The organism is Streptomyces anandii JCM 4720 (genome assembly GCF_014650655.1).
GTDB lineage: Bacteria > Actinomycetota > Actinomycetes > Streptomycetales > Streptomycetaceae > Streptomyces > Streptomyces anandii.
Genome location: NZ_BMVJ01000020.1, coordinates 85204 through 107700, shown reverse-complemented (window position 1 = coordinate 107700; position 22497 = coordinate 85204). Strand labels below are relative to the sequence as shown.

The 22497-nt window shown below is 73.1% G+C and carries 15 protein-coding genes; 10 read left to right on the top strand and 5 right to left on the bottom strand.

The window, feature by feature from the left end; all coding sequences use genetic code 11:
* Positions 1–85: 85 nt before the first annotated feature.
* The 8 genes from IE249_RS28640 to IE249_RS28605 all read left to right on the top strand — a co-directional run bounded on the left by IE249_RS28640 (position 86) and on the right by IE249_RS28605 (position 9274).
* The gene (locus IE249_RS28640; RefSeq protein ID WP_189709325.1) at positions 86–1870 is read left to right on the top strand and encodes a carbamoyltransferase family protein; all 1785 of its coding nucleotides are present in this window, start codon (positions 86–88) and stop codon (positions 1868–1870) included.
* Between the two features lie 12 nt (positions 1871–1882).
* Positions 1883–3928 carry an SGNH/GDSL hydrolase family protein gene (locus IE249_RS28635; protein ID WP_189709323.1) on the top strand — a complete coding sequence of 682 codons (2046 nt, stop codon included), beginning with the start codon at positions 1883–1885 and terminating at the stop codon, positions 3926–3928.
* A gap of 40 nt (positions 3929–3968) precedes the next feature.
* Complete coding sequence (locus IE249_RS28630) at positions 3969–5024, top strand: MupA/Atu3671 family FMN-dependent luciferase-like monooxygenase (RefSeq protein ID WP_189709321.1); 1056 nt, start codon at positions 3969–3971, stop codon at positions 5022–5024.
* Positions 5021–6313 carry an MFS transporter gene (locus tag IE249_RS28625; protein ID WP_189709319.1) on the top strand — a complete coding sequence of 431 codons (1293 nt, stop codon included), beginning with the start codon at positions 5021–5023 and terminating at the stop codon, positions 6311–6313. The genes IE249_RS28630 and IE249_RS28625 overlap by 4 nt, the downstream gene beginning before the upstream one ends.
* Positions 6300–7295, top strand: coding sequence for a threonine/serine dehydratase family protein (locus tag IE249_RS28620; RefSeq protein ID WP_189709317.1), 996 nt, complete (start codon positions 6300–6302; stop codon positions 7293–7295). The genes IE249_RS28625 and IE249_RS28620 overlap by 14 nt, the downstream gene beginning before the upstream one ends.
* The gene (locus tag IE249_RS28615; RefSeq protein ID WP_189709315.1) at positions 7292–7873 is read left to right on the top strand and encodes an NADPH-dependent FMN reductase; all 582 of its coding nucleotides are present in this window, start codon (positions 7292–7294) and stop codon (positions 7871–7873) included. Before IE249_RS28620 ends, IE249_RS28615 begins: the two co-directional genes overlap by 4 nt.
* Before the next feature lie 166 nt (positions 7874–8039).
* Positions 8040–9026, top strand: coding sequence for an ATP-grasp domain-containing protein (locus IE249_RS28610; RefSeq protein WP_189709313.1), 987 nt, complete (start codon positions 8040–8042; stop codon positions 9024–9026).
* 95 nt (positions 9027–9121) lie between these two features.
* Positions 9122–9274: a hypothetical protein gene (locus IE249_RS28605; protein ID WP_189709311.1), complete on the top strand. Its 153-nt coding sequence runs from the start codon at positions 9122–9124 to the stop codon at positions 9272–9274.
* 9 nt (positions 9275–9283) lie between these two features.
* Here IE249_RS28605 and IE249_RS28600 read toward each other — a convergent pair whose 3' ends face one another.
* The 3 genes from IE249_RS28600 to IE249_RS28590 all read right to left on the bottom strand — a co-directional run bounded on the left by IE249_RS28600 (position 9284) and on the right by IE249_RS28590 (position 15268).
* Positions 9284–12313 carry an AfsR/SARP family transcriptional regulator gene (locus IE249_RS28600; protein WP_189709309.1) on the bottom strand — a complete coding sequence of 1010 codons (3030 nt, stop codon included), beginning with the start codon at positions 12311–12313 and terminating at the stop codon, positions 9284–9286.
* 785 nt (positions 12314–13098) lie between these two features.
* The gene (locus IE249_RS28595) at positions 13099–14163 is read right to left on the bottom strand and encodes a tellurite resistance/C4-dicarboxylate transporter family protein (RefSeq protein ID WP_229859448.1); all 1065 of its coding nucleotides are present in this window, start codon (positions 14161–14163) and stop codon (positions 13099–13101) included.
* A gap of 139 nt (positions 14164–14302) precedes the next feature.
* A complete protein-coding gene (locus tag IE249_RS28590) occupies positions 14303–15268 on the bottom strand; it encodes a D-2-hydroxyacid dehydrogenase family protein (protein WP_189709305.1) in 966 nt (321 codons plus the stop codon).
* Positions 15269–15512: 244 nt separating this feature from the next.
* Between IE249_RS28590 and IE249_RS28585 the strand changes: the two genes are divergently transcribed.
* Complete coding sequence (locus IE249_RS28585) at positions 15513–16430, top strand: glycosyltransferase family 2 protein (RefSeq protein WP_189709303.1); 918 nt, start codon at positions 15513–15515, stop codon at positions 16428–16430.
* A gap of 278 nt (positions 16431–16708) precedes the next feature.
* The gene (locus IE249_RS28580) at positions 16709–20035 is read left to right on the top strand and encodes an AfsR/SARP family transcriptional regulator (RefSeq protein WP_373304475.1); all 3327 of its coding nucleotides are present in this window, start codon (positions 16709–16711) and stop codon (positions 20033–20035) included.
* Here IE249_RS28580 and IE249_RS28575 read toward each other — a convergent pair.
* Together IE249_RS28575 and IE249_RS28570 are read right to left on the bottom strand one after the other, a co-directional pair.
* Positions 20017–21732: a bifunctional 3'-5' exonuclease/DNA polymerase gene (locus IE249_RS28575; RefSeq protein WP_189709299.1), complete on the bottom strand. Its 1716-nt coding sequence runs from the start codon at positions 21730–21732 to the stop codon at positions 20017–20019. The genes IE249_RS28580 and IE249_RS28575 overlap by 19 nt on opposite strands.
* Positions 21733–21781: 49 nt before the next feature.
* Positions 21782–22497, bottom strand: a 716-nt coding sequence (locus IE249_RS28570; protein WP_189709297.1) for a Clp protease N-terminal domain-containing protein, incomplete at its 5' end; no start/stop codon positions are given.

Sequence of the window (22497 nt, the reverse complement as noted above, 5' to 3'; positions counted from 1 at the left end):
TCCCATTCGAGAAGGATCTACTCATGACGGTCATCACATTCAATCTGCTGCTCGACGAGTACGAGCTGCCGCGGCGGGGGAACTGATGCGGAACAACACCGAGGGCCCCGTCGTCGTCGGCGTCTCGGCCCACTTCCACGACTCGGCCGTTGCGGTGCTCGTGGGCGGCGAACTCGTTGGCGCCGCCCACGAGGAGCGCTTCACCCGGGTCAAGCAGGACCCGGACATCCCCCGCGAGGCGCTGCGCCACACGCTGCGCGAGGCCGGGCTGACCCTCGCGGACGTCGACTGCGTCGCCTACTACGAGGACCCGGTCAAGAAGCTCGACCGCCAGCTGTGGATGGGCCTGCCGCAGGTGCCCGACAGCCGCCCCGACGCGCTCTTCCGGCTGGACGCCGACCGGCCGTTCCGCGACATCCGTGAGGCCCTCGGCTTCGACGGCCGGGTGGAGATCGTCGACCACCACCTGTCCCACGCCGCCAGCGCCTACTACTTCTCCGGTTTCGCCGACAGCGCCGTACTGACCGTCGACGCGGTCGGCGAATGGGCCACCACCACCTGGGGCCGCGGCGACGGCGACCACCTGGAACTGATCGGCGAGACCCGCTTCCCGCACTCCCTCGGGCTGCTCTACAGCACCATCACCGGGCACCTCGGCTTCGAGGTGAACGAGGGCGAGTACAAGGTCATGGGCCTGGCACCGTACGGCGAGCCGCGCTTCGCCGACCGGGTCCGCAAGCTGATCGACGTCACTGCGGACGGCACCTTCGAACTCGACCTGGCCTACTTCGACTTCCGCAATCCGCAGGGCATGGGCACCGAGAAGCTCACCGAGCTGCTCGGCGTCCCGCCGCGGGTGCCCGAGTCCGAGATCGAGCAGATCCACTGCGACCTGGCCCGCAGCCTTCAGCTGGTGACCGAGGAGACCCTGCTCGCGCTGGCGGCCCGGGCCAAGCGGCTGGTGCCCAGCGACAACCTGTGCATGGCCGGCGGTGTCGCCCTGAATGTGGTGGCCACCCGCCGTGTCGTCGAGGAGGGACCGTTCAAGAACGTGTTCGTGCAGCCCGCGGCCGGCGACGCGGGCGGCAGCCTCGGGGCGGCGGCCGTCGCGCACCAGCGCATCACCGGCCGGCGGATCACGGCCCGGCGCATGCGCTCGGCCCTGCTGGGCCCGGCCACCCCCGCCGACGAGGTGGCCCGCACCCTCAAGGGCGCCGGCGCACGGGACTTCCTGGACTTCCGCGACCGTGAGGGGGATCTGCTGGCCGCCGTCGCGGACCGGCTCGCCGCGGGCAAGGTCATCGGCTGGTACCACGGCCGGATGGAGTTCGGGCCGCGCGCCCTCGGCTCCCGCTCGATCCTGGCCGACCCGCGCGGCGCCGACATGCGCGACCGGATCAACGCCTCGGTGAAGATGCGGGAGGCCTTCCGGCCCTTCGCGCCGGCCGTGCTTGCCGAGAAGGCCGGCGAGCACTTCCGGCTCGACCATCCCTCCCCGTTCATGCTGGAGACCTGCGAGGTGACCTCGCCGCTGGATCTGCCGGCCATCACCCACGTGGACCGCTCGGCCCGCGTGCAGACGGTGACCGAGGAGGACAACGGCCGCTTCTACCGGCTGATCCGTGCCTTCGAGGAGCGCACCGACTGTCCCATCGTGCTCAACACCTCCTTCAACCTGCGGGGCGAGCCGATCGTGCGGACGCCCGAGGACGCGCTGCTGTGCTTCCTGCGCTCGTCCATCGACTGCCTGGTCCTGGAGGACTTCGTGATCGACCGCGCCGCCCTGCCGACGGCGTGGCGGATCTGGTTCGAAGGGACCCGTCCACCGCGTACGTCGGCCGTCAGCGACTCCGTCTACACCCTTCTCTAGTCCGGGGACAGCATGAACACCGATGACCTGAACCGCACGTACACCCGGCGGCTGAGCGAACTGCTGTCCTCCGCGGACGGTGCCGCCACCCTCGCCCTGCTGCAGAAACTGCAGCGCGCCCACGCCCCCGAGCCCGACGCCGACGCCGGCACCGACACGGTGGGTGTCTGGCGCCGTACCGGCACCGAACTGGTCCGGGACGCCGGCCGCCGCGAGGAGTGGCGCTACTGGGCCGACCTGGAGCGCGTCCCGCTGCCCGTGGACCGGCGCCGGGTCGTGCTGCTGGGCGAGTCCGCGGCGCGCGGCTACTTCTTCGACCCCGCACACAACCTGGCCACCCTGCTCGGCGAGGCGCTCGGCCGGATATCCGGTCTGTCCGACGTCCAGGTCGTCGACCTCGCCCGCACCAACGCCACCCACGTCGACCTGGAGGCCACCGCTCACCAGGCCGTGGCCCTGGCCCCGGACGCCCTGGTCGTCCTGGCCGGTAACAACTGGCACAACCTCGACCTGACGCCAGCACAGATGCAGCTGCTCGCCGAGGAGTTGCGGTCCGGCGGCTTCGGCGCCGCCCGCACCCTCTTCCACCGGCTGGTCGTCGAACAGGCGGGCCGCACCCTGGACGCCCTGGCCGCCACCGCCCACGCCGCGGGCGCTCCCATCACGCTGGTGGTCCCCGAGTTCAACCTGGCCGACTGGCAGGACGAGCGCTCCCTGGTCTGCCCGGTGCTGCCGGGCGAGGACTCGCGCGTCTGGCTGGAGCTGCGCGCACAGGCGCAGCTGCACCTGGCCCGCGGCGAGCACGAGCAGGGCGCCGCCGTCGCGGAGCGCATGCGGCGGCTGGACGGCGGATCCAGCCACGTCAGCGCCCGGCTGCTGGCCGACGCGCTGGCCGGCCACCGGCCCGCGGAGGCCGAGCAGGCCCTGGTGACGGCCAAGGACACCGTGGTGTCGCCGTTCACCCTGCACTCCCCGCGCGTGCTGGCCGCCGTACAGGACGAGATGCGGCGCAAGGCGGACGAGCACGGCTTCCTCCTGGTGGACCTGCCCAAGCTGCTGCGGGCGGCCGACGGCGACCGCGCACCGGGGCGGCGCTTCTTCATGGACTACTGCCACCTCACCTTCGAGGGCCTCGCCCTGACCGCCGCGGCCGCCGCCGCCCGGCTCGCCGACCAGCTGGGCGCACCGGCCACCACCACCGAGGAACTGCTGTCGGCGCAGACCCGCCCGGCGTCCGCCACGCTGGCCGTCGCGCACTTCCTGGCGGCGGTGCACAACTCCCACTACGGGCAGCCCGCCCACATCCTGCGCCATCACCTGGACGAGGCCCTCGCCCAGGACCCGGCCGTCGCCGTCCACCTGGAGAACTACCTCGACTACCAGACCCGCGTCACCCCGCACTGGATGTGCGCGAGCTACGAGAAGTCCGCGCAGGTCCCCGAGCTCGCCCGCTATCTGGTCGTCTCCGACACCCGGCTGACCGGCAAGCTCGCCGACCACGACCTGCGCGAGGAGATGGTCCGGGCGCTGGAGTCCACCGGCGTGCCCACCGCCAAGCGCTACGAGGACCTGCTGGTAGCCGAACACGCCCGCGCCGAGAGCGACCTGCTCGTGGACGTCGCGCAGGCGGCCACCTTCCGCGAGCGCCGCGGCAGCGGCGTCGGCACGCGTACGGCGTTCCTCCGCGCCGCGGACCTGACCAGCGAGTTCCACCTGGTCGTCGACGAGCCCACCGACACCGAACTGCGGCTCACCTGGCGGCTGCCGGCCGGCGAGACGGACGCCGACACGGTCCACGTCGCGGTGAACGGCACGGCCCTCGCCGCCCAGCGTCTGGGCACCGCCTGGCAGAACACCGAACTGACCCTGCCGGCCGCCCTGTTGCGACGTGGCCGCAACGTGATCACCATCGGCTGGCCTCTGCGCGCCGTCGACGGCGACCGGCTCGTCGAGGACGCGGCCGCCGCCCTGGAGCGCGGCACGACACCGTCCGGCTTCCCGGCGTACGGGCACCTCTTCGCCTGCACCGCCCGCCCGCTGGCCGCCACCCGCGACTGAACGCGGCGCCGCCCGCACCCTTCCAAAGATTCGGATCCCCATGCGCTTCGGCATCATGTTCTTCTCCTCCGCCACGGGCGACGCCCAGGAGACCTACACCACCATGCTGGCCGCCGCCCGCCTCGCCGACGAGGGCGGACTGGACGCCGTGTGGACCCCCGAGCGGCACTTCGACGCATTCGGCGGGGTGTTCGCCAACCCGGCGATCACCAGCGCCGCGCTGGCCGCCGTCACCTCCCGGCTCCAGCTGCGGGCCGGCAGCCTCATCTCGCCGCTGCACCACACGGTGCGGGTGGCCGAGGAGTGGTCGATGGTCGACAACCTGTCCGGCGGCCGCGCGGCCGTCTCCTTCGGCGCGGGCTGGAACACCAACGACTTCGTGCTCAACCCGCAGCACTACGACACCCGCCGCGACGTGATGCTGCAACAGCTCGACACCGTACGCACCCTGTGGCAGGGCGACCCGGTCACCCTGCCCAACGGGGCCGGCCGCCCCACCGAGATACGGCTGCACCCGCGGCCGGTGCAGGAGCGGCTGCCGGTCTGGCTGACCTCGTCCGGCAACCCCGACACCTTCGTCGACGCCGGGGCCCGCGGCACCAACATCCTCACCCACCTCATCGGCCAGGACATCGACGAACTGGCCACGAAGATCGGCCTGTACCGCAAGGCCAGGGCCGAGAACGGGCACCGCCCCGAGGACGGCGTCGTCTCCCTGATGCTGCACACCCACCTCGACGACGACACGGACGCGGCCGTGGCCCGCACCCGCGAACCCTTCCGCGCCTACCTGCGCTCGGCCGTCGGGCTGGAGCGGCAGGCCGCCGGCGGGGGCGGCACCATCAGCGGCGGACTGTCCCTGCCCGACGAGGAGATACCCGAGGACCTCATCGAGCAGCTGCTCGACGTCACGTACGAGCGCTATCTGCACCAGGGCTCCCTGATCGGCTCCCCGGAGACCTGTGTGACGACCGTGGACCGGTTCGCGCAGGCCGGTGTCGACGACATCGCCTGTCTGGTCGACTTCGGTCTGCCGGCCCAGGAGATGCTCGCGGGTATCGCCCCGCTGATTCGGCTGGCGGGCAGGTACGCATGAGTTCCACGCTGTGGACCCGACTCTCCGCCGCCCTGATGCTCGGACGGCGCGAGACCCGGCTGCTACTGCTCACCGCCGGTGTCGACTCGTTCGGCACCGGCGTCTACAGCGCCACGTCCATGCTGTTCTTCACCCAGGTCCGGCACTTCTCCTTCGCCGCCGTCGGCGTGGGCATCTCCGCGGGCAGCATCTGCGCCCTGCTGTTCAGCACGCGACTGGGACGGCTCGCCGACCGCTACGGGCCGCGGCCCACCCTGATCGCCGTGTTCGTGGCCCGCGCCGTCGGCTACACCCTGTACCTGCTCGCGCAGCCCTACTGGGCGTTCCTGGTGCTCAGCTGTCTGGTCACCACCGTCGACCGGGCCAGCTCGCCCATCAACCAGAGCCTGATGGGCAACCTGTTCGGGCAGAAGGACCGGGCGACGATCCTGGGCACCGTCTTCTCGGTGCGCAACGGCGCCATCGTGCTGGGCTCGCTCGCCGCGACGGTGCCGGTGATGTTCAACTCCCCCGCGCTGTACGGGGTCTGCGTCGCCGTCAACGCCGGCACCTTCCTCGTGGCCGCCGCGGTGCTGGCGCGGATGCCGGCCGGCACCGCGAAGGCCGAGACGGCGCCGGCCGCGGCGGGCACGACCGAGCCGGTCGCGGTCCGTTCGCCGCTGCGCAGCGGCCCGTACCTGTTGATCACCGCGGTCAACGCCGTTCTGCTGCTGCACAACACGCTGCTCACCGTGGTGCTGCCGCTGTGGGTCACGGAGCACACCGAGGCGCCGCGCTGGGCGCTCACCGCCCTGCTCGCCCTCAACGGTGTCCTGGCCATGTCCTGCCAGGTCCCGGTCAACCGCCGTTTCTCCAGTTACCACGCGGCCGGGCGGGCCTCGGCCTTCGCCGGCGTGGCGGTGCTCGCGGCCTGCGTCGCCTACGCGGCCTCGGGCGCCGCAGCCTCGGCGCTGCCCGCACTGGTCCTGCTGGTGGTGGCGATGCTGGCCCATACGGCCGGCGAGTGCCTGCACATCGCGAGCACGCCGCTGTCGTTCTCCCTGGCCCCGCCGCAGGCCCGCGGCCGGTATCTGACCTTCTACAACCTCGGCCGGGTGGGCCAGGATCTGGCGGGGCCGGTCCTGCTCGGCTCCGCCCTGCTCGGCTCTGGCGCACCGGTGTGGTGGGTCGTGGGCGCGGCCGTGGCCGTCGCGGGCGCCCTGCCCTGGCTGCTGCTGCGCGGCCCGGAACCGGTGTGGGACGACCGCGTTGAACCAGGCCCCAAGGAGCCGGACCGTGCGAATCGATGACGTGCGCCATGCCGCGGACCAGATTGCCGGCCGCGTCGTGCGCACCCCTGTGCTGCGCCTGCCGGAACTCGACGCCCGACTCGGCGCCACACTCCACCTCAAGGCGGAACTCCACCAGCTCACCGGCGCGTTCAAGATCCGCGGAGCATTGAACAAGTTGCTCTCGCTGGCGCCCGAGGCCCGCAGCCGAGGCGTCGTCGCGGCGTCCTCCGGCAACCACGGCCAGGCGGTGGCGCTGCTCGCGCAGATGCTCACCGTCCCCGCGGTGCTCGTCCTGCCGCAGGACGCGCCCGCGGTGAAGCTTGAGGCGGTGGCACGCCGCGGGGCGAGAATCGTCACCTACGATCCCGTGCGCGACGACCGCGACGCCATCACGGCACGGATCGCCGCCGAGGCAGGCCTGGCCGTCCTGCCGTCCTCGGACGATCCCGTGGTCGCCGCCGGTCACGGCACCGTCGCCCTGGAACTGCTGGCCGAGACCGGCCGACTCGACAGGCTGGTCGTGCCGGTCGGCGGGGGCGGCCTCGCAGCCGGCTGCGCCACCGTCGCCAAGGCCCTGTACCCCGGCATCGAGGTCGTCGGGGTGGAGCCTGCCGACGGGGACGACACGGCGCGGTCGCTGCGGGCCGGGCACCGGGTGCACGTGCCCGCGCCCACCACGCTGGCCGACGGGCTGCGCCACCAGAGCCCCGGTCGCTTCACTTTCGAGGTCAACCGGAAGCTGGTGGACCGGATCGAGACCGTCTCGGACGACGAGATCGCCGCTGCCATGGGGGCGTTGTGGACCCATGGCAGGCTCATGGCGGAGCCGACCGGCGCGGTTGCCCTGGCCGGCGTACTGGCGCGTCGCCCGGACGCGCGGGGTCTGCGAGTGGGTGTCGTGGTGTCAGGAGGGAACGTGGACAGCGAGGTGTTCCGGCGGATCGTCGCCCCGCACGTGGGCGAGCAGGAGGCGTGGGCTGTGCCAGGTGCGCTGCGATGAGGATCGTGGGTATCGGCGGTTCGCTCCGGCCGGGCTCGTCGGCGGAACAGGCCCTGGGGGTGGTGCTCGCCGAGGCGCAACGGCTCGGCGCCGAGGTCACGCTGCTGAGCGGACCGGATCTCGGCCTTCCGCTGTACGACCCCGGACAGCGGACGCGCTGCGCGGGTGCGGACCGGCTGATCGAACAGGTGCGGTGCGCAGACGGTGTGGTGCTGGCCAGCCCCGCCTACCACGGCAGTGTGTCCGGCCTGGTGAAGAACGCGCTGGACCACCTCGAGGAGTTGAGCGACGCGGACCGGCCCTACCTCAGCGGCCGCGCCGTCGGCTGTGTGGCCGTGGGCCACGGCTGGCAGGGTGCCCAGTCCACGCTGGCGGCGCTTCGGGACATCACCCACGCCCTGCGCGGCTGGCCCACGCCGCTCGGCGTGGCGGTGAACGGCGCGGCGGTCCGGTTCCAGGCGGGGGTGTGCAGCGACCCGCGGATCGAGGGCCAACTGCGCACCATGGCGGGGCAGGTGGTCGAGTTCGCCGCGCGCACGGCGCTCTCCGGATCCCACGGGGCGGTGACCCTGCGATGACGGCTACCCGGCACGGGCGGCGCGGACATGTCCAGCGGCGGACGGACGGGGTGGTGAGCCGGTGAGCGACGAGCCGGTCAGGATCCTGCTCCTCCGGCCGGATCGGCAGGTCTGGCGGGCGGCGGCGGAAGTGGGCCTGAGAGCCTGGTCGTTGACCGGCGATGACATGCGATCGGCGCCCGTCGAGGAGCTCCTTGTCGCGACGGCCCGCACCCACCGGGTCGCGCACATCCTGTACTTCGGGCGCTCACCCGCGCTCCACCGGGCCGTGGAACGGGCCTCGCGCACGGTGTTCCCGGCCCGGGCCCGGGCTCTGGACCGGCTGCGCGACCCGGCGGTGCTGCGGCGGATCCTGAACCAGAGCGGGGTCTCGCGCGTCGAGGCGGTGACGGTGACACCGCCGGACTCAGCCCGGACCTGGCTGGAGAACCTCACGCTGCCCCGGGTGGTCAAGACCGTCGCGGAGCACCGTGTCGACATCGTCCGGGACGCCGACGCGGTGGCACGGTGGGCGGACCGCTCGCCCGCGATGCCCTGTGTCATCGAGGAGTTCCTGGAAGGGCCGCGGCTGATCGTGGAAAGCTTCAGCCACGAGGGCATGCACCACGTCGTCGGTGTGACCGGAGGGGCGGGCGCGGCGCCGCCCGGCGCGGACCTGCTGTATCCGGCGGCGCTGTCGCAGCGGGACGCCGCCGCCGTGCGGGCGGTCGTCCGTGCCGTGCTGGACCTCGCCGGTCACGAGGAGGGGCCGGTGCGCACCGATGTGGTCCTGACCGCCGACGGGCCCCGTGTGGCGGCCGTCGACGTGCCCCCGCCGGTCGGCGCCGCCCCGCGCCTCGTGCGAGCCGCCACCGGCCGCCACCGCGAGACGGAGATCCTGCTCCGGCTGGCCGGCCGTCCGGTACCGCGGCCCTTGGCCGCCCGCTGCGCCGCGCTCGCCCACCTCGACGATGGAGACAGGGAGCCACCACGCGCCGAGGCTGTGGCCGCCCTGCGGGCCACGGGGCATGTGCACGACGTCCGCATCGTGGAGGGGCCGCACGGTCGGGGCGACGCCGAAGTCATCGTCCGGGCCGCCTCACCGCACGCCGCCGCGAGGCGCCTCGCGACCGTACGTGAACGGTGGGCGACGCTCTGCCGGGCCCGGCGGTGAGCCGACGGGAACTGGACGGGAACGGTTCGGGAACACGGCCGACCACCATCGCCCTGTCACAGCGAACCGCATCACTTACGTGGGGAGAACAACAGATGCGCGGCATTGTCACCAAGACCAGGGGCCTCTTGGCGGTGGCCGTCCTGGCCCTGTGCGTCGGCGTGGGCGGCGTCGCCACGGCCCACGTCGACCACGTTCACCAGCACGCGCTCGCGGACAACCAGGGCCCCGCGTCCGACAGGAACTGAGCCCGCGGGTCACGGACAGATCGGCGCGGCCATCGCACTCACCAGCTCGTCGGCCTGTGCCCGCAGCCGGTCCGCGGCCGCCGCGTCACCCAGAGCGGCGTGCGCCGCCGCCATGCCGCGCAGCGCACCGGCCTGTTCGGCCCGGTACGGCATCGCGGCAGCGATCTCGTAGGCGTGGGTGTGCAGCGCGAGCGCCCGTGCGACGTCACCGCGGCGCAAGTACAGCCGGCCGATCAGGTTCTCCACCTTCACCTGACGCGTGGGGCTGGCGCCGGACGCGGCCAGGTCGAGGGCCTGCTCGGCCAGTCCGGCCGCCGCGGTGTCCGGCGCCAGGTGCTCTCCGACGGCCGCGGACAACGCGAGGACCAGCGCCACGTCGGCGGGCGGGCTCGAGGTGTCGCACAGAGCGCGTGCCGCGGCCAGGTGCGTGTCGGCCTGGTCGAACGCGCCGAGTGCCGTGAGGGCGAAGGCCAGGTCGGTCAGGGCCATCACATGGTTGTCCCGGTAGTTCAGGGAGCGATGCAGCTCCAGCGCCCGCCGGGCCGCCGCCGCGGCCTCCTCATAGCGCCCCCACTGCAGGTACAGCGTGCTCAGGTTGCTCAGACTCTCGGCCTCGGCGCGCGGCGCGTCCAGCTCGCGTTCGAGCTCGAGCGCGCGCTGCAGGCGTGGCAGGGCCTCGGAGTTGCGCCCGAGCACGGTCAGCAGCAGTCCCATGGTGGACTCGGCATGCGACTCGGTACGCCGGTCGCCCAGCGCGGCGGCGACGTCGCGGCCTTCTCGCGCGGCCGCGAGGCCCTCATCGAGGCGGCCCAGTCTCCAGCAGGCGACGCCCAGACTCGACAGGCTCAGCCCGAGCAGGGGCAGATCGCCCGCGCGTCGCGCCGCGGCCACCGCGACCCGGCTGACCTCCCGGAACTCATGGAACCTGCCCAGCGAGTTGAGCCGGAACACCACGTTCCTGGTCAGACAGGCCGCTTCCCGGTCCAGGCCCTGCCGGGCGGCCAGGTGCACGGCAGCGCTCAGACTGGCCTGCTCCTGGTCGAACCAGTCGGCGGCCTGGGCCATCGTGGCGAACGGCGGCAGCTGGCCCGCGTACGGTTCGATGGAGGCAGGGGAGCGCTCACGTCCCGGGAACAGGGCCGCGCACGCGGTCTCCGTCGCAGTCACGTAGTAGCCGAGCAGGCGCCGCACGGCCGCCTCGTCGGCGCGGACCGTCGCGGGGCTGCTCAGGGTGTGCGCGAAATCCCGGACCAGATCGTGGAACCGGTAGAGCCCGATGGCCGGTTGCTGCAGCAGATGTACGTCGAGGAGGCGTTCCAGGGTCGCCTCGGCGGCGTGCACGTTCAGGCCGAGCAGGGCAGCGGCCGCGTACGCGTCGACATCGGTGCCGGGGTGCAGGGCGAGCAGCCGGAAAGCGGTGCGGTGCTCCTCGCTCATGACCTGGAACGACAGTTGCAGCGTGGCTGCGACGCTGCGGTCGCCGGCGCTCAGCTCGGCCAGGCGCCGGGTCTCGTCGCGCAGCCGGTCCACCAGGTACTGCACGGTCCACCGTGGCCGGTTGCGCAGCCGCGCGGACACGATCCGCAGGGCGAGCGGGAGTTGGCCGCACAGCTGCACCAGCTCACGTCCCGCGTCCGGCTCGGCGGAGACCCGGGCCTCGCCCAGCACCTGCTCGACCAGCAGTGTGCCCTCGTCCAGCGACATGGGCCCTACGGACAGCCACTCGGCGCCGTCGAGATCCACCAGGCGGGCCCGGCTGGTGACCACGATCAGGCTGGCCGGCGAGGCCGGCAGTAGCGGCAGGACCTGCGCCGCGTCCGCCACGTTGTCCAGCAGGAGCAGCAACCGCCGCCCAGCTGCCTCCGCACGCCACAATGCGGAACGCCCTTCCAGGTCCTCCGGTATTCGCTCGCTCGGTACACCGAGGGCCCGCAGCAGCTGAAACAGGGCGAAGGCCGGTGCGACCGGCGGCTCACCCCGGGTGAAGCCGCGCAGATCGATGTGGAACTGTCCGTCCGGGAATTCGGACGCCACCCGGTGGGCGGCGTGCACCGCCAGAGAGGTCTTGCCGCTGCCGCCCATTCCGTCGATGGCCACGATCTGCCGTGGGCCGCGCTTCTGCCGGCGGCGTGTCATGCTGGCAAGCAGTACTTTGAGTTCGTGACTTCGCCCGGTGAAGTCGGGCAGGTCGTGCGGCAGGGTGCACCGGGCGGGCGAACTCTCCTTCTCGACGGTGGGCGATGGTTCGATGACCACTGCCGGGGCCGGGGCGAGCCGCAGTTCCGGCGCGTCCCGCAAGATCGACTCGTACAGACCACTGAGCTGCCCGCTGGGATCGATGCCGAGCTCCTCCACCAGCAGCTCACGAACAGTGCGGTACTCGTTCAGAGCCTCCGCCTGGCGACCGCTGCGGTACAGGGCCAGCATCAACTGGCCACGCAGTGTCTCCCGCATGGGATGCTGCGCGATCAGATCGCGCAGGTCGGCCACGAGCGCGCCGGCCTCACCGGCGGCCAGACGAAGTTCGAAGAACTGTTCGGCGGCGGCGACCCGCCGCTCTTCCAGGCTGACCGCAGCGTTCTCCAGCAGGTCGCTGCCCGAATCCGACAGGGCACGGCCGCGCCACAGTGACAGCGCGCTGCGCAGCTCAGTGACGGCCCGGCTGGGATGTCCCGCGTCAAGGGCGCGATCCGCCTCCCTGATCTGTGCACCGAACTCGACGAGGTCCGCCTCGGTGTCGGACACGATCCCCCGGTAGCCGGGTCCGTCGGTGATGATGACCTCGTTGCCCCCGGGCAGGCGTCGGCGTAGATCGGCGATGGCCTTGCGTACCTGGTGTCTGGCCGTCGCGGGCGGGGTGTCGTTCCAGGCCGCCTGAACCAGCCGGGTGACCGGAACCGTCTGGCCCGCATCCAGGAGCAGGCTCGACAGAACACGTTCGTGAATCGGCCCGCCCACCCGGATCCGCTCGGTGCCGGACCACGCCTCGAAGGGGCCGAGGACATTGAGACGCAGCCTTCCGCCGCTCCGTTTCACCATCGTTCGTCGAGCCTTTCGTGCACGGCGGAAGAGACTCTCCTGCCGCATGCGTGGGTGTTCTGACCAGCCTGACTCGGGATCTCGCTCGAGCAGCCGGGCACGCACCGCGAGATCCACGTGCTCGAGGGAGTGGCCGGTCCCCTCCGGCCACCTCGCTGAGCACGGCGAGGGGAACACCGGTCAGCAGCCATTCCTCGATCTCGTCCGCGCCGGAGAAGGCGGATTGCTCCAGCCTGTCCTTGTGGCAGCGGTGCTCCACCGAGCCCATCGGGTCGCGGTGCGTCGACCCGTAGGAGCGGCACTTGTCGCTCACCGGCACTCTGGGCACCCGGCGTTGCTTCTTCATCAGCTCGGCCAGGAACCGCTTCGCGGCTTCCGCGTCCCACAGGTACTGCCGGACGCCGTTGACCTTGATGAACACCCTGTCCAGGTGCCACTTGCCGCCGGCCTGGGGCCGGCGGTGGAAGGAGAGCGGGAAGCGGTGGTACAGCCACGCCGCGTGGGAGGTGTTCTCCGCCGGGAACCGTAACCTCTTGAACGACGGCGGCGTGTTCACGACCAGCCCCTCCCCCGAGATGATCTTCATAGGATCATCTCACGCCCCGCCGCTGAACCTGACAGAGCCTGGGCACAGGCCGGAACGGCACAGCACACTGCGGCTCGTCCAGGACCACGTAATCCTACTCCAGACCCTTGGCGAGGACGCCGGGAGCAGGGTGAGGCGGGCATCGCGGGTGGTCTCCTTGCCGGGGGCGAGATAGCTGATGCGACCCGGGGTTCTCCTTTCACGCACGCTCGGGCTCGCGTGGCCCCGGAGTGACGAGGGCGTGGAGCATGGCGGTGAAGACGAGGGCCCAGGCGGTGAGGGCGACCCAGAGCCAGGAGCGGCCGATCCATTCCACGATGGGGAGGTTGTCGGCGCGGCCGAGGTACATGCCGGCGACGGCGTACATGCCGAGGGGGAAGACGATGCTCCACCAGGTGGGCTCGTAGGTCAGGGGCACCCGGTGGACGCGGTGGCGCCAGACGCCGACCGCGATCAGGACCGGGATGAGCCAGGTGGCGAAGCACCAGAAGACGACCGACATGCCGGCCACCAGGCCGCGCACCGCGTCGACCATGGGCGCGCTCTCCATCTCCACGATGCGCGCGCCCGCGACCACGGTGATGGCGACGGCGCCCATGGAGACCCAGTAGGGCGGGTCGAGTTCGCGCGGTTCGAGGACGTAGAGCATCAGGCGCAGGGAGACGAAGATCGCGGAGGCGGCGTAGAGGACGCAGCCCACCGACCAGGAGAAGACCGCGACGACGGCGAGGCCCTGGCGGGCGCTCGAGTAGTGCGGCTCCAGGGTCGCGGCGGCCACGGCGACCGACTGGCTGGCGACGACCCAGACGAACCAGGTCCCGTTGGCGGCCGCCACGACCGGGCGTTCGCTGCGGCCCAGGACCGCCGCCCAGGGGATGGTGTAGCCGAGGACCACCCAGGTGAGCGCGGCGATCACGAGCAGGACGGTGGCGGGCAGGAGGTGTCCCTGCCCGGCGAGGCCGACCGCGAGGACGTTGGTGCCCGCCACGAAGGTGAAGAAGAGGAACGCCTTGCGGGTGTCATGGGCGTCCGCGGCGAGTTCCCGGCGGTGGGCGGCGAAGCGCCAGGCGGTCAGGACGACCAGCAGGGTGTACTCGGCCGCGGTGAGGACGAGGAGGGCCTTCGCCGCCGGGGTCCAGCCGCGCAGCTGACAGCCGACCGAGATGATGCCGGTGGCCATGACGAGGGCGAAGTACCCGGGGGACAGGTGTGCCGGTGCCAGGCCTGCCTGGCGTGGGGACAGAGGTACACGTGTGGTTGACACGCCGGAACCGTATTCGAAAAGGGGGCCGTTTGGCCTGGGACGTTCGGCCCTGTCGGTCATGAGACCCGGCGGGCCCGGGGCCCGCGGGCACGCCCCGGGCCCCGAGGGTCTGCCCCGGGCTCCGAGGGTCCGGTGTCCTTCATCCCAGGAGCCTGACCGGGTTTCCCTGCAGATAGGCCGCGATGGCCTCCACCGCCTGGCCGTAGTAGCGCTCGTAGTTGGCCCGGGAGACGTAGCCCAGGTGCGGGGTCGCCAGCAGGCGGGGTGCGGTGCGCATGGGGTGGCCGGGCGGCAGGGGCTCGGTGTCGAAGACGTCGACGCCCGCGCCGGCGATACGACCCTCGTGCAGGGCGGCCAGCAGGGCGTCCTGGTCGACGATGGCCGCCCGGGAGGTGTTGACCAGGTAGGCCGTCGGCTTCAGCAGGGCCAGTTCCGGTGCGCCGAGCAGGCCGCGGGTGCGGTCGCTCAGGGCCAGGTGGACCGAGACGAAGTCGCTGGTCGCGAGGAGTTCCTCCTTCGTCGCCGCGAGGCGGGCGCCCACCTCGTGAGCGCGTTCCGGGGTGAGGTTCCGGCTCCAGGCGGTGACTTCCATGCCGAAGGCGAGCCCGACCCGGGCCACCCGGCTGCCGATCTTTCCCAGGCCCAGCAGGCCGAGCCGGCGGCCGTGCAGGTCGGCGCCCACCGTGGACTGCCAGGGCCCGCCGTCGCGCAGGGCGCCGGCCTCCGTGACCAGGCCGCGGGCCAGGCCCAGCAGCAGGGCCCAGGTCAGTTCGACCGGCGGGGTGGAGGAGCTCTCCGTGCCGCAGACGGTCACGCCGTTCGCCCGCGCCGCCTCGTAGTCGATCACCGAGTTGCGCATGCCGGAGGCGACCAGCAGCCTCAGCCGGGGGAGACGGCCGAGGAGCGAGGCGGGGAAGGACACGCGTTCGCGCAGGGTCACCACCATGTCGAAGTCCCTCAGCGCGGAGGCCAGTTCGTCCTCGGTCGCGAGATGCTCCGGGAACGGGACCACCTCCACCCGGTCCTTGAGGACGGACCAGTCGGCCGCGCCGGTCCCCGCGTTCTGGTAGTCGTCGAGCAGTGCGCAGCGCAGTCGCGTACTCATGTGCGTCTCTTCGTCCATCTCTTCCGCCGCCGCTTCCGGTTCCTCTTCCTCTTCCTCCTCACTCTTCCGCTTCAAGAGGACGCAAAGCGCTGCGGGGTACGCACAACCGGGGCCGGTGGGGCGACATCCTGGTGAACGAGGAGCGCCGTGCGGTGGGAGCACGGGCGCGGCCGGCGCCGGATGGGGTGAGCAGAGCGTGGTGGAACCGGGCAAGGCGGGGGAGCCGAAGGAGGCGGCGGGACCGATGCCGCCCTTGCGGCCGGCGGGGTCCGCCGGGCCCAGGATCGCCGTCGCCGTCGTGACCATGGGCAACCGGCCCGCCGAGGTCGACGCCCTGCTGGAGTCGGTGGCCAAGCAGGACCTCGCCCCCGCCCGCATCGTGATCGTCGGCAACGGCTGCCGGCTGCCCGAGTTCGCCCGGCGGCTCTCCCTGCCCGGCGAGGTCACCACCGTCGACGTCGAGGAGAATCTCGGCTGTCCGGGCGGCCGCAACGTAGCCCTCGCCCGGCTGCGCGAGTTCGGCGACATCGACGTGGTCGTGGACCTCGACGACGACGGGCTGCTCGTAGACGCCGACGTGCTGCGCCGGGTGCGCGACCTGTACGCCGGCGACCCCCTGCTCGGCATCGTCGGGTTCCGCATCGCCGACGAGCACGGCGAGACCCAGCAGCGCCACGTCCCCCGGCTCGGCGCCGCCGACCCCCTGCGCGGCGGTGATGTGACCGGCTTCCTCGGCGGCGGGCACGCGCTCAGCATGCGCATGCTGGAGCAGACCGGGGACTGGCCGGCCGAGTTCTTCTTCGCGCACGAGGAGACCGACCTCGCCTGGCGGGCCGCCGACGCCGGCTGGCGGATCCTCTACGCGCCCGAACTGCTGCTGCGGCACCCGAAGACCTCGCCCGCCCGGCACGCCATCTACTACCGGGTCACCGCCCGCAACCGGGTCTGGCTGGTCCGGCGGCGGCTGCCCCTCCCGCTCATCCCCGTCCACTTGGGCGTGTGGACGCTGCTCACCCTGCTGCGGACACGGTCGCTCGCCGGGCTGCGGGCGTGGTTCGGCGGGTTCGTGGAGGGGGTGCGCCGGCCGGCGGGCGAGCGGCGGCCCATGCGCTGGCGCACGGTGTGGCGGCTCACCCGGCTGGGGCGGCCACCGGTCGTCTGACGGCGCGGGCCGCTGTCGTGGGGTGCCGGGCACGCGCGAACGAGGCCCCGGTCGTTCACCTCCGCCGACCGGGACCTCTCGCATGCTCGGACCAGGCCGGCGGCGACACTCCCCCGAGTTGCGCGCTGTACGCGCGTACCGACGGGCCGGATCCGATGAAATGATCACATCAGGTAGCGCCAACGGATCGCTAACATGTGCGTAATGCTTCCGTCGGGGTGTCACCGCCCGGCACGGAGCTCGGGCGGTCGTGACCGCGAGGAAGGGCAGTGGACGGCGTGAAGCGGTACGGGCTGCGGTTCGGACTGCTGGGACCGCCCGTCCTGTACGAGCCCGCCGTACGCCCCATCGGCAGCCCCAAGTTGCGGGCGCTGCTCGCCGCGCTGCTGCTGGAAGCGGGTCACGTCGTCTCGGTCGAGGCGCTGAAGGACGCGCTGTGGGACGGCGCACCGCCGGCCTCCGCGCAGGCTTCGCTGCACAACCACGTGACCCGGCTGCGCCGGCTCCTCGACGACCCCGAGCGGCTGCGGGCGGTGCCGCCCGGATATGTGCTGCGGGTCGAGCGGGGCGAGTTGGACCTCCATCTCTTCGAGACCCGGCTGGCCGAGGCGCGCGCCGCGCACGCCGGCGCGGACTGGGCGCGGGTGGTGCGGGCGTGCGCGGAGGCGCTCGCGCTGTGGCGGGGCGCACCGCTCGGCGGGCTGCCCCCGGGACTCGGCCGGTACGCCGTCGTGCAGCGCCTGGAGGAGGGGCGGCTGCTGCTCCTGGAATGGCGCTACGACGCCGAGCTCGCCCTCGGGGGCGACCGGCCCGCCCGACTCGTACCCGAACTCACCGCGCTGGCCGCCGAGTATCCGCTGCGCGAGGCGTACCACCGTCAGCTGATGCTCGCCCTGCTCCGCACCGGCCGCCGCGCGGAGGCGCTGGCCGTCCACCGGGACCTGCGCGCCCGCCTGGCCGACGAACTCGGCGTCGAACCCGGCCCGGCCGTCCGCGCGGCCCACCTGGAGGTGCTGCGTCACGACGGCGGGCCGGACCCCGCGGGCGACGCCGCGAACCCCGCGAGTCCCGTCGGCCCCGCGAGTCCCGTCAGTCCCGTGGGCCCTTCGGGCCGCCCCGGGTCGACGGAGATCTCCGAAGCCTGCGGCGGCTCGGAAGCCTCCGGCGGCTCGGAAGCCTGCGGCGGCTCCGACACACCCGAACCGACCGAACGGCCCGGACCGACCGGACCGACCGGACTGGCCGCCCCGCCCCGCGACGGCGCCCACCACACCCCCCGTCCCGCTCAACTCCCCCCGCCCCCCGCTCACTTCACCGGACGGGACGACGTACTGCCCCTCGTCCGCCGGGCCCTGCTCACCGCGCCCGAGCCCGGCCCGCGCCCGGCGGGCGGCGGTGCCGAGCGCAGTCCCGTCGTCGTCCTCAGCGGCATGGCGGGCGTCGGCAAGAGCGCTCTCGCGCTGCAGGCGGCGCATGGGATGCTGGAACGTTTCCCCGACGGCCAGCTCTATGTGCACCTGCACGGCGCCACGCCCGGCATGACCCCGCTCACCCCCGCCCAGGCGCTGCGCGCCCTCCTCCGCGACCTGGGCGCCGACCCCCGCCACATCCCGGAACACCCGGACGCGGCGGCCGCGTTGCTGCGCTCCCTGCTCGCGCCGACGCGCACGCTGCTGGTGCTGGACGATGCCGGAAGCGCCGCACAGGTGCGGCCGCTGCTGCCGGCCGGCGCGGGCTGTGCGGTGATCGTCACGAGCCGCTCCCCGCTGACCGCGCTGGACGGCGTCCACCGCTTCCCGCTCGTGCCGCTGTCCGGCGAGGACAGCGCGGCCCTGCTGAGGGCGGTCTCCGGGCGGGCGTCGGCGGGGCCGGACGGCGGGGACGGGCTGGACGCCGCGCACCCGCTCGTCGAACTCACCGGCGGACTGCCGCTCGCCCTGCGCGTCGTGGCGGCCCGGCTGGCCGCCCGCCGCGCGCTCACGCCGGACGTGCTGGCCGGCCAACTGGCCGCCACGGGCGGCAGACTGCGGCACCTGGAGTACGACGACCTGAGCGTACGGCGGTCCCTGGACGTCGCCCATGACGCCCTCGCCGCCTCCGAGCGCGAGGCCGACCGGGACGCGGCCCTCGCCCTGCGCCGCATCGGCGCGCTCGACCTGCCCGCCTACGGGGCGCCGCTGCTCGCCCGCCTCACCGGCACGGACGAGCACCGGGCCGAGGCCGCCCTCGACCGCCTGGTCGACGTGGCCCTCCTGGAAGAGACGGCGTACGGCCGCTACACCCCCCACGACCTGGTACGCGACTACGCCCGCGAACTCGCCGACACCGACAACGGCGAGTCCCGCCGCGAGACGCGCCCGCGTGCCTGCGTTCGCGTCGATACCGATACCGATACCGATACCGAAGCCGAAGCCGAAGCCGACGGGGCCCTGGACCCCGTCGAGACCGCACTGCGTTGGTATGCCGCCGTCGCCGAGCGGCTGTTGACCGCGATCATCGAGCCCGGACACGAGCGGGACGACCGGCGTCGGCCGACTCCCTCCCAGCCGCCTGGTCACAGTGCCGACGTGCTCGCCGTTCCGCCCTTCGCGTCGTCCGAGGACGCCTTCGCCTGGGGCGGGAGGGAGTTGGAGAACATCGTCGCCCTGACGGAGCGGTACACGCAGGAACCGGCGTCCGGGGCCGGTGACCGCAAGGCCGCGTATCTCTGCGTTCTCCTCCGCCTCTGCTTTCCCTACGCCCAGCGCGGCGGACGGGTCGCCGAGATGGAGGTGCTCGGGCGGGCCGGGCTCAAGCTGGCGCGGCGGCTGGGCGACGAGGCGGCCGAGGCCTACGCCCTGGGTGACCTCGCCGGGCTGCACTTCCTGACCGGACGGCACCGCGAGGCCCTCGCCCTCAACGACCGCTCACTGTCGATCTGGCGGCGACTCGACGTGCCCTCGCGGATACGGCGCGGGCTCAACAACCGCGGGCTGCTCCTCGAAGGGCTCGGCCGGCACGAGGAGTCCGGCGAGGCGCTGCGCCAGAGCCTCGCCTGCTCACGGCAGCTCAACGACCCCTACGGCGAGGCCGTCACCCACAGCCACCTCGGCAACCTTTACGAGCACACCGACCCACGGGCCGCCATCGAACAGCACCGGCGCTCGCTCGCCATCGGCGACGAGATCGGGGCCGTCATCGTGCAGCACACCGCGCACTGCAACATCGGGTACGCCCATCTCACCCTCGGCGAACCGGAGGCCGCCGCGCGGCACTTCGAGGAGAGCCTGCGCATCCTCGGCGGCCATGGCGACTGGCACGGCGAGTCCCAGACCCGGCTCGGCCTGGTCCGCGCGCTGCGCCTGCTGGGCCGCACCGAAGACGCCCTCGGCGAGTGCGCCGAACTGCTGCGCCGCGCCGACGCACGCGCCGACCGCTACACCGGCGGCCTCGCCCGCCACCAGCACGGGCTGCTGCTGCGCGAGCAGGGCCGCACCGACGAGGCGTACGCGCAGTGGCGTGCCGCGCTCGAGGCGCTGGAGGGGACGGACGAGCAGACGGTGGCGGCCGAGCTGCGCGAGCTGCTCCGACAGCGGCCCCGGCGCTCTCACTTGGCGTCGGCATAGCACTCCACCACCGCCGTGGTGAACGGGAACCGCACCGGCGTCTCGCCGAAGGTCAGCCGCCCCGCCGTCGCGGACGCCTCCCGGATCGCCTCGACGACCGCGTCGGTCTCCTCCTTCGGGCAGTGCACGATCACCTCGTCGTGCTGGAAGAAGACCAGCTCGGCGGCCATGTCCCGGCAACTGCGGCGCAGCGCGGCGAGCAGCAGCAGGGCCCAGTCGGCGGCGCTGCCCTGGACCACGAAGTTGCGCGCGAAGCGACCGCGGGCGCGTGCGTTGGTGGAGGCGTACCCCGGCATCCAGCCGTGCCCGCCGCGGCCTTCCTCCCCCTCCTGGCCGTCCGGCGCGCCCGGGTCGTCCTGGGGGAGTCCCGCTTCCTGGGTGGCGTCCTCCGACGTCCCGGCCGCCGGCGGGCAGGTGCGGCCCAGCCAGGTCCGCACGAGCCGTCCCTCCTCGCCGGCCCGGGCCGCCTCGTCGACGTAGGCGACGGCCTTCGGGAAGCGGCGTCTGAGGGCGGCGAGGTTCTTCAGACCGTCCCCGGAGGTCTGGCCGTAGACCGCGCCGAGCACGGCGAGCTTGGCCTGGGCGCGGTCGCCGGAGAAGGCGCGGTCGGAGACCGACTGGTACAGGTCGCTGTCCCGGCCGGCCACCTCCATCAGACCGGGGTCGCGGGAGATGGCCGCCAGCACCCGCGGCTCCATCTGGTCGGCGTCGGCGACGACCAGCCGCCAGCCCGGGTCGGCCACCACGGCCCGGCGGATGACCTTGGGGATCTGCAGCGCGCCCCCGCCGTTGGTCACCCAGCGCCCGGTGACCGTCCCGCCGGCGAGGAACTCCGGCCGGAACCTGCCCTCGCGCACCCAGTCCTGCAGCCAGGACCAGCCGTGCGCGACCCAGATGCGGTACAGCTTCTTGTACTCCAGCAGGGGGGTCACGGCCGGGTGGTCGACGGACTTCAGCTCCCAGCGGCGGGTGGACCTCACCTTGATCCCGGCGCGCGCGAAGGCCTTGACGACCTCCGCGGGCAGGTCGGGCCGCACCCGGTGCCCGAAGGCGGCGGACACCTCGTCGGCCAGCTCGGCCAGGCGGCGGGGCTCGCCGCCGCCCGCGTACCGCTCGCCGAGCAGTTCCGCGAGCACCTCGCGGTGCACGTCCGCGCGCCACGGCAGGCCCGCGCGGTTCATCTCGGCGGCCACCAGCATGCCCGCCGATTCGGCCGCCGTCAGCAGGCGCATCCGGTCCGGGCGGGCGGTCGCCGCGTGCCGTCGCTGCTGCTCGGCATAGACCGTGAGCAGGTCGGTCAGCGGCAGGTGCACGCCCTGCGGTTCGAAGAGCGGGGACTGCGCGCCCGGTGCGGCGGAGCGCGGCGGCGGGTCCGGCGGCACGGGTCCGCCGCGCAGCCGGGCGAGTGCGGCGGCCGCCGAGCGCGGTTCGCCCAAGCGCCCCTCGTGGCCGAGGAGGAGGGTCTCGGCGTCCTCGATGTCGTAGCACCGCTCGACCCGCGCTCCCGCGGCGAGCAGGCGCGGGTAGACCTCGGCGGTGGAGCGCCACACCCACCGCGCGACGTCCGGTCTGCCGCGGACGGCCCCGGCGAGGTCGGCCTCCCGGCGCACCGGGCCGGCGGGCAGCCCGTCCGGGCCGAGGGGGACGACCTCCGCGCCACCGTCCTCGGCCGGTGCGAGAGCCCACCGGTCGGTCATGTCCGCGAGTGTCGCAGCCAGGTCTGACAATCCGCTGTGACCTGCGGATTCACTCGTCTTCCGGGTCGTCCTGCCGGGCTTCCTCCTGTGCGCGGTCCTCGAGCAGAGCGGCCAGGGTGGCGGTGACGTACTCCTCGGTGCGGGCCTTGGTCAGGCCGAGGCCGCTGAGCGGGCCCTCGCCGTTCTCCAGCTCCAGCAGGGCCAGCAGGATGTGCTCGGTGCCGATGTAGTTGTGGCCGAGGCGCAGGGCTTCACGGAAGGTGAGTTCCAGGGCCTTCTTGGCGGCCGGTCCGTAGGGGACCAGCTCGGGGGCGTCCGCCGACGCCGGCGGCAGGGCGGCGGTCGCGGCCTCGCGGACGGTGTCCAGGGTGACCCCCTGCTCCTGGACGGCCTTCGCGGCCAGGGCCTCGGGCTCGGTGAGCAGACCGAGGACGAGGTGCGCGGGCAGTCCCTCCTGGCTCCGGGCGGACTTGGCGGCCTCGTGGGCGGCCATGACGACCTTGCGGGCGCGCGGGGTGTAGCGGCTGAAGCCCTGGCCGGGATCGAGGTCGGCGGACTCCTTGGGCACGAACCGCTTCTGCGCGGCCTGCCGGGTGACGCCCATGCTCCTGCCGATGTCGGTCCAGGAGGCGCCGGAGCGTCGTGCCTGGTCCACGAAGTGCCCGATGAGATGATCCGCCACCTCGCCGAGGTGCTCACCGGCGAGTACTGCGTCCTGCAGTTGCTCGAGCGGTTCCTGATGGACCTTCTTGATGGCCGAGATGA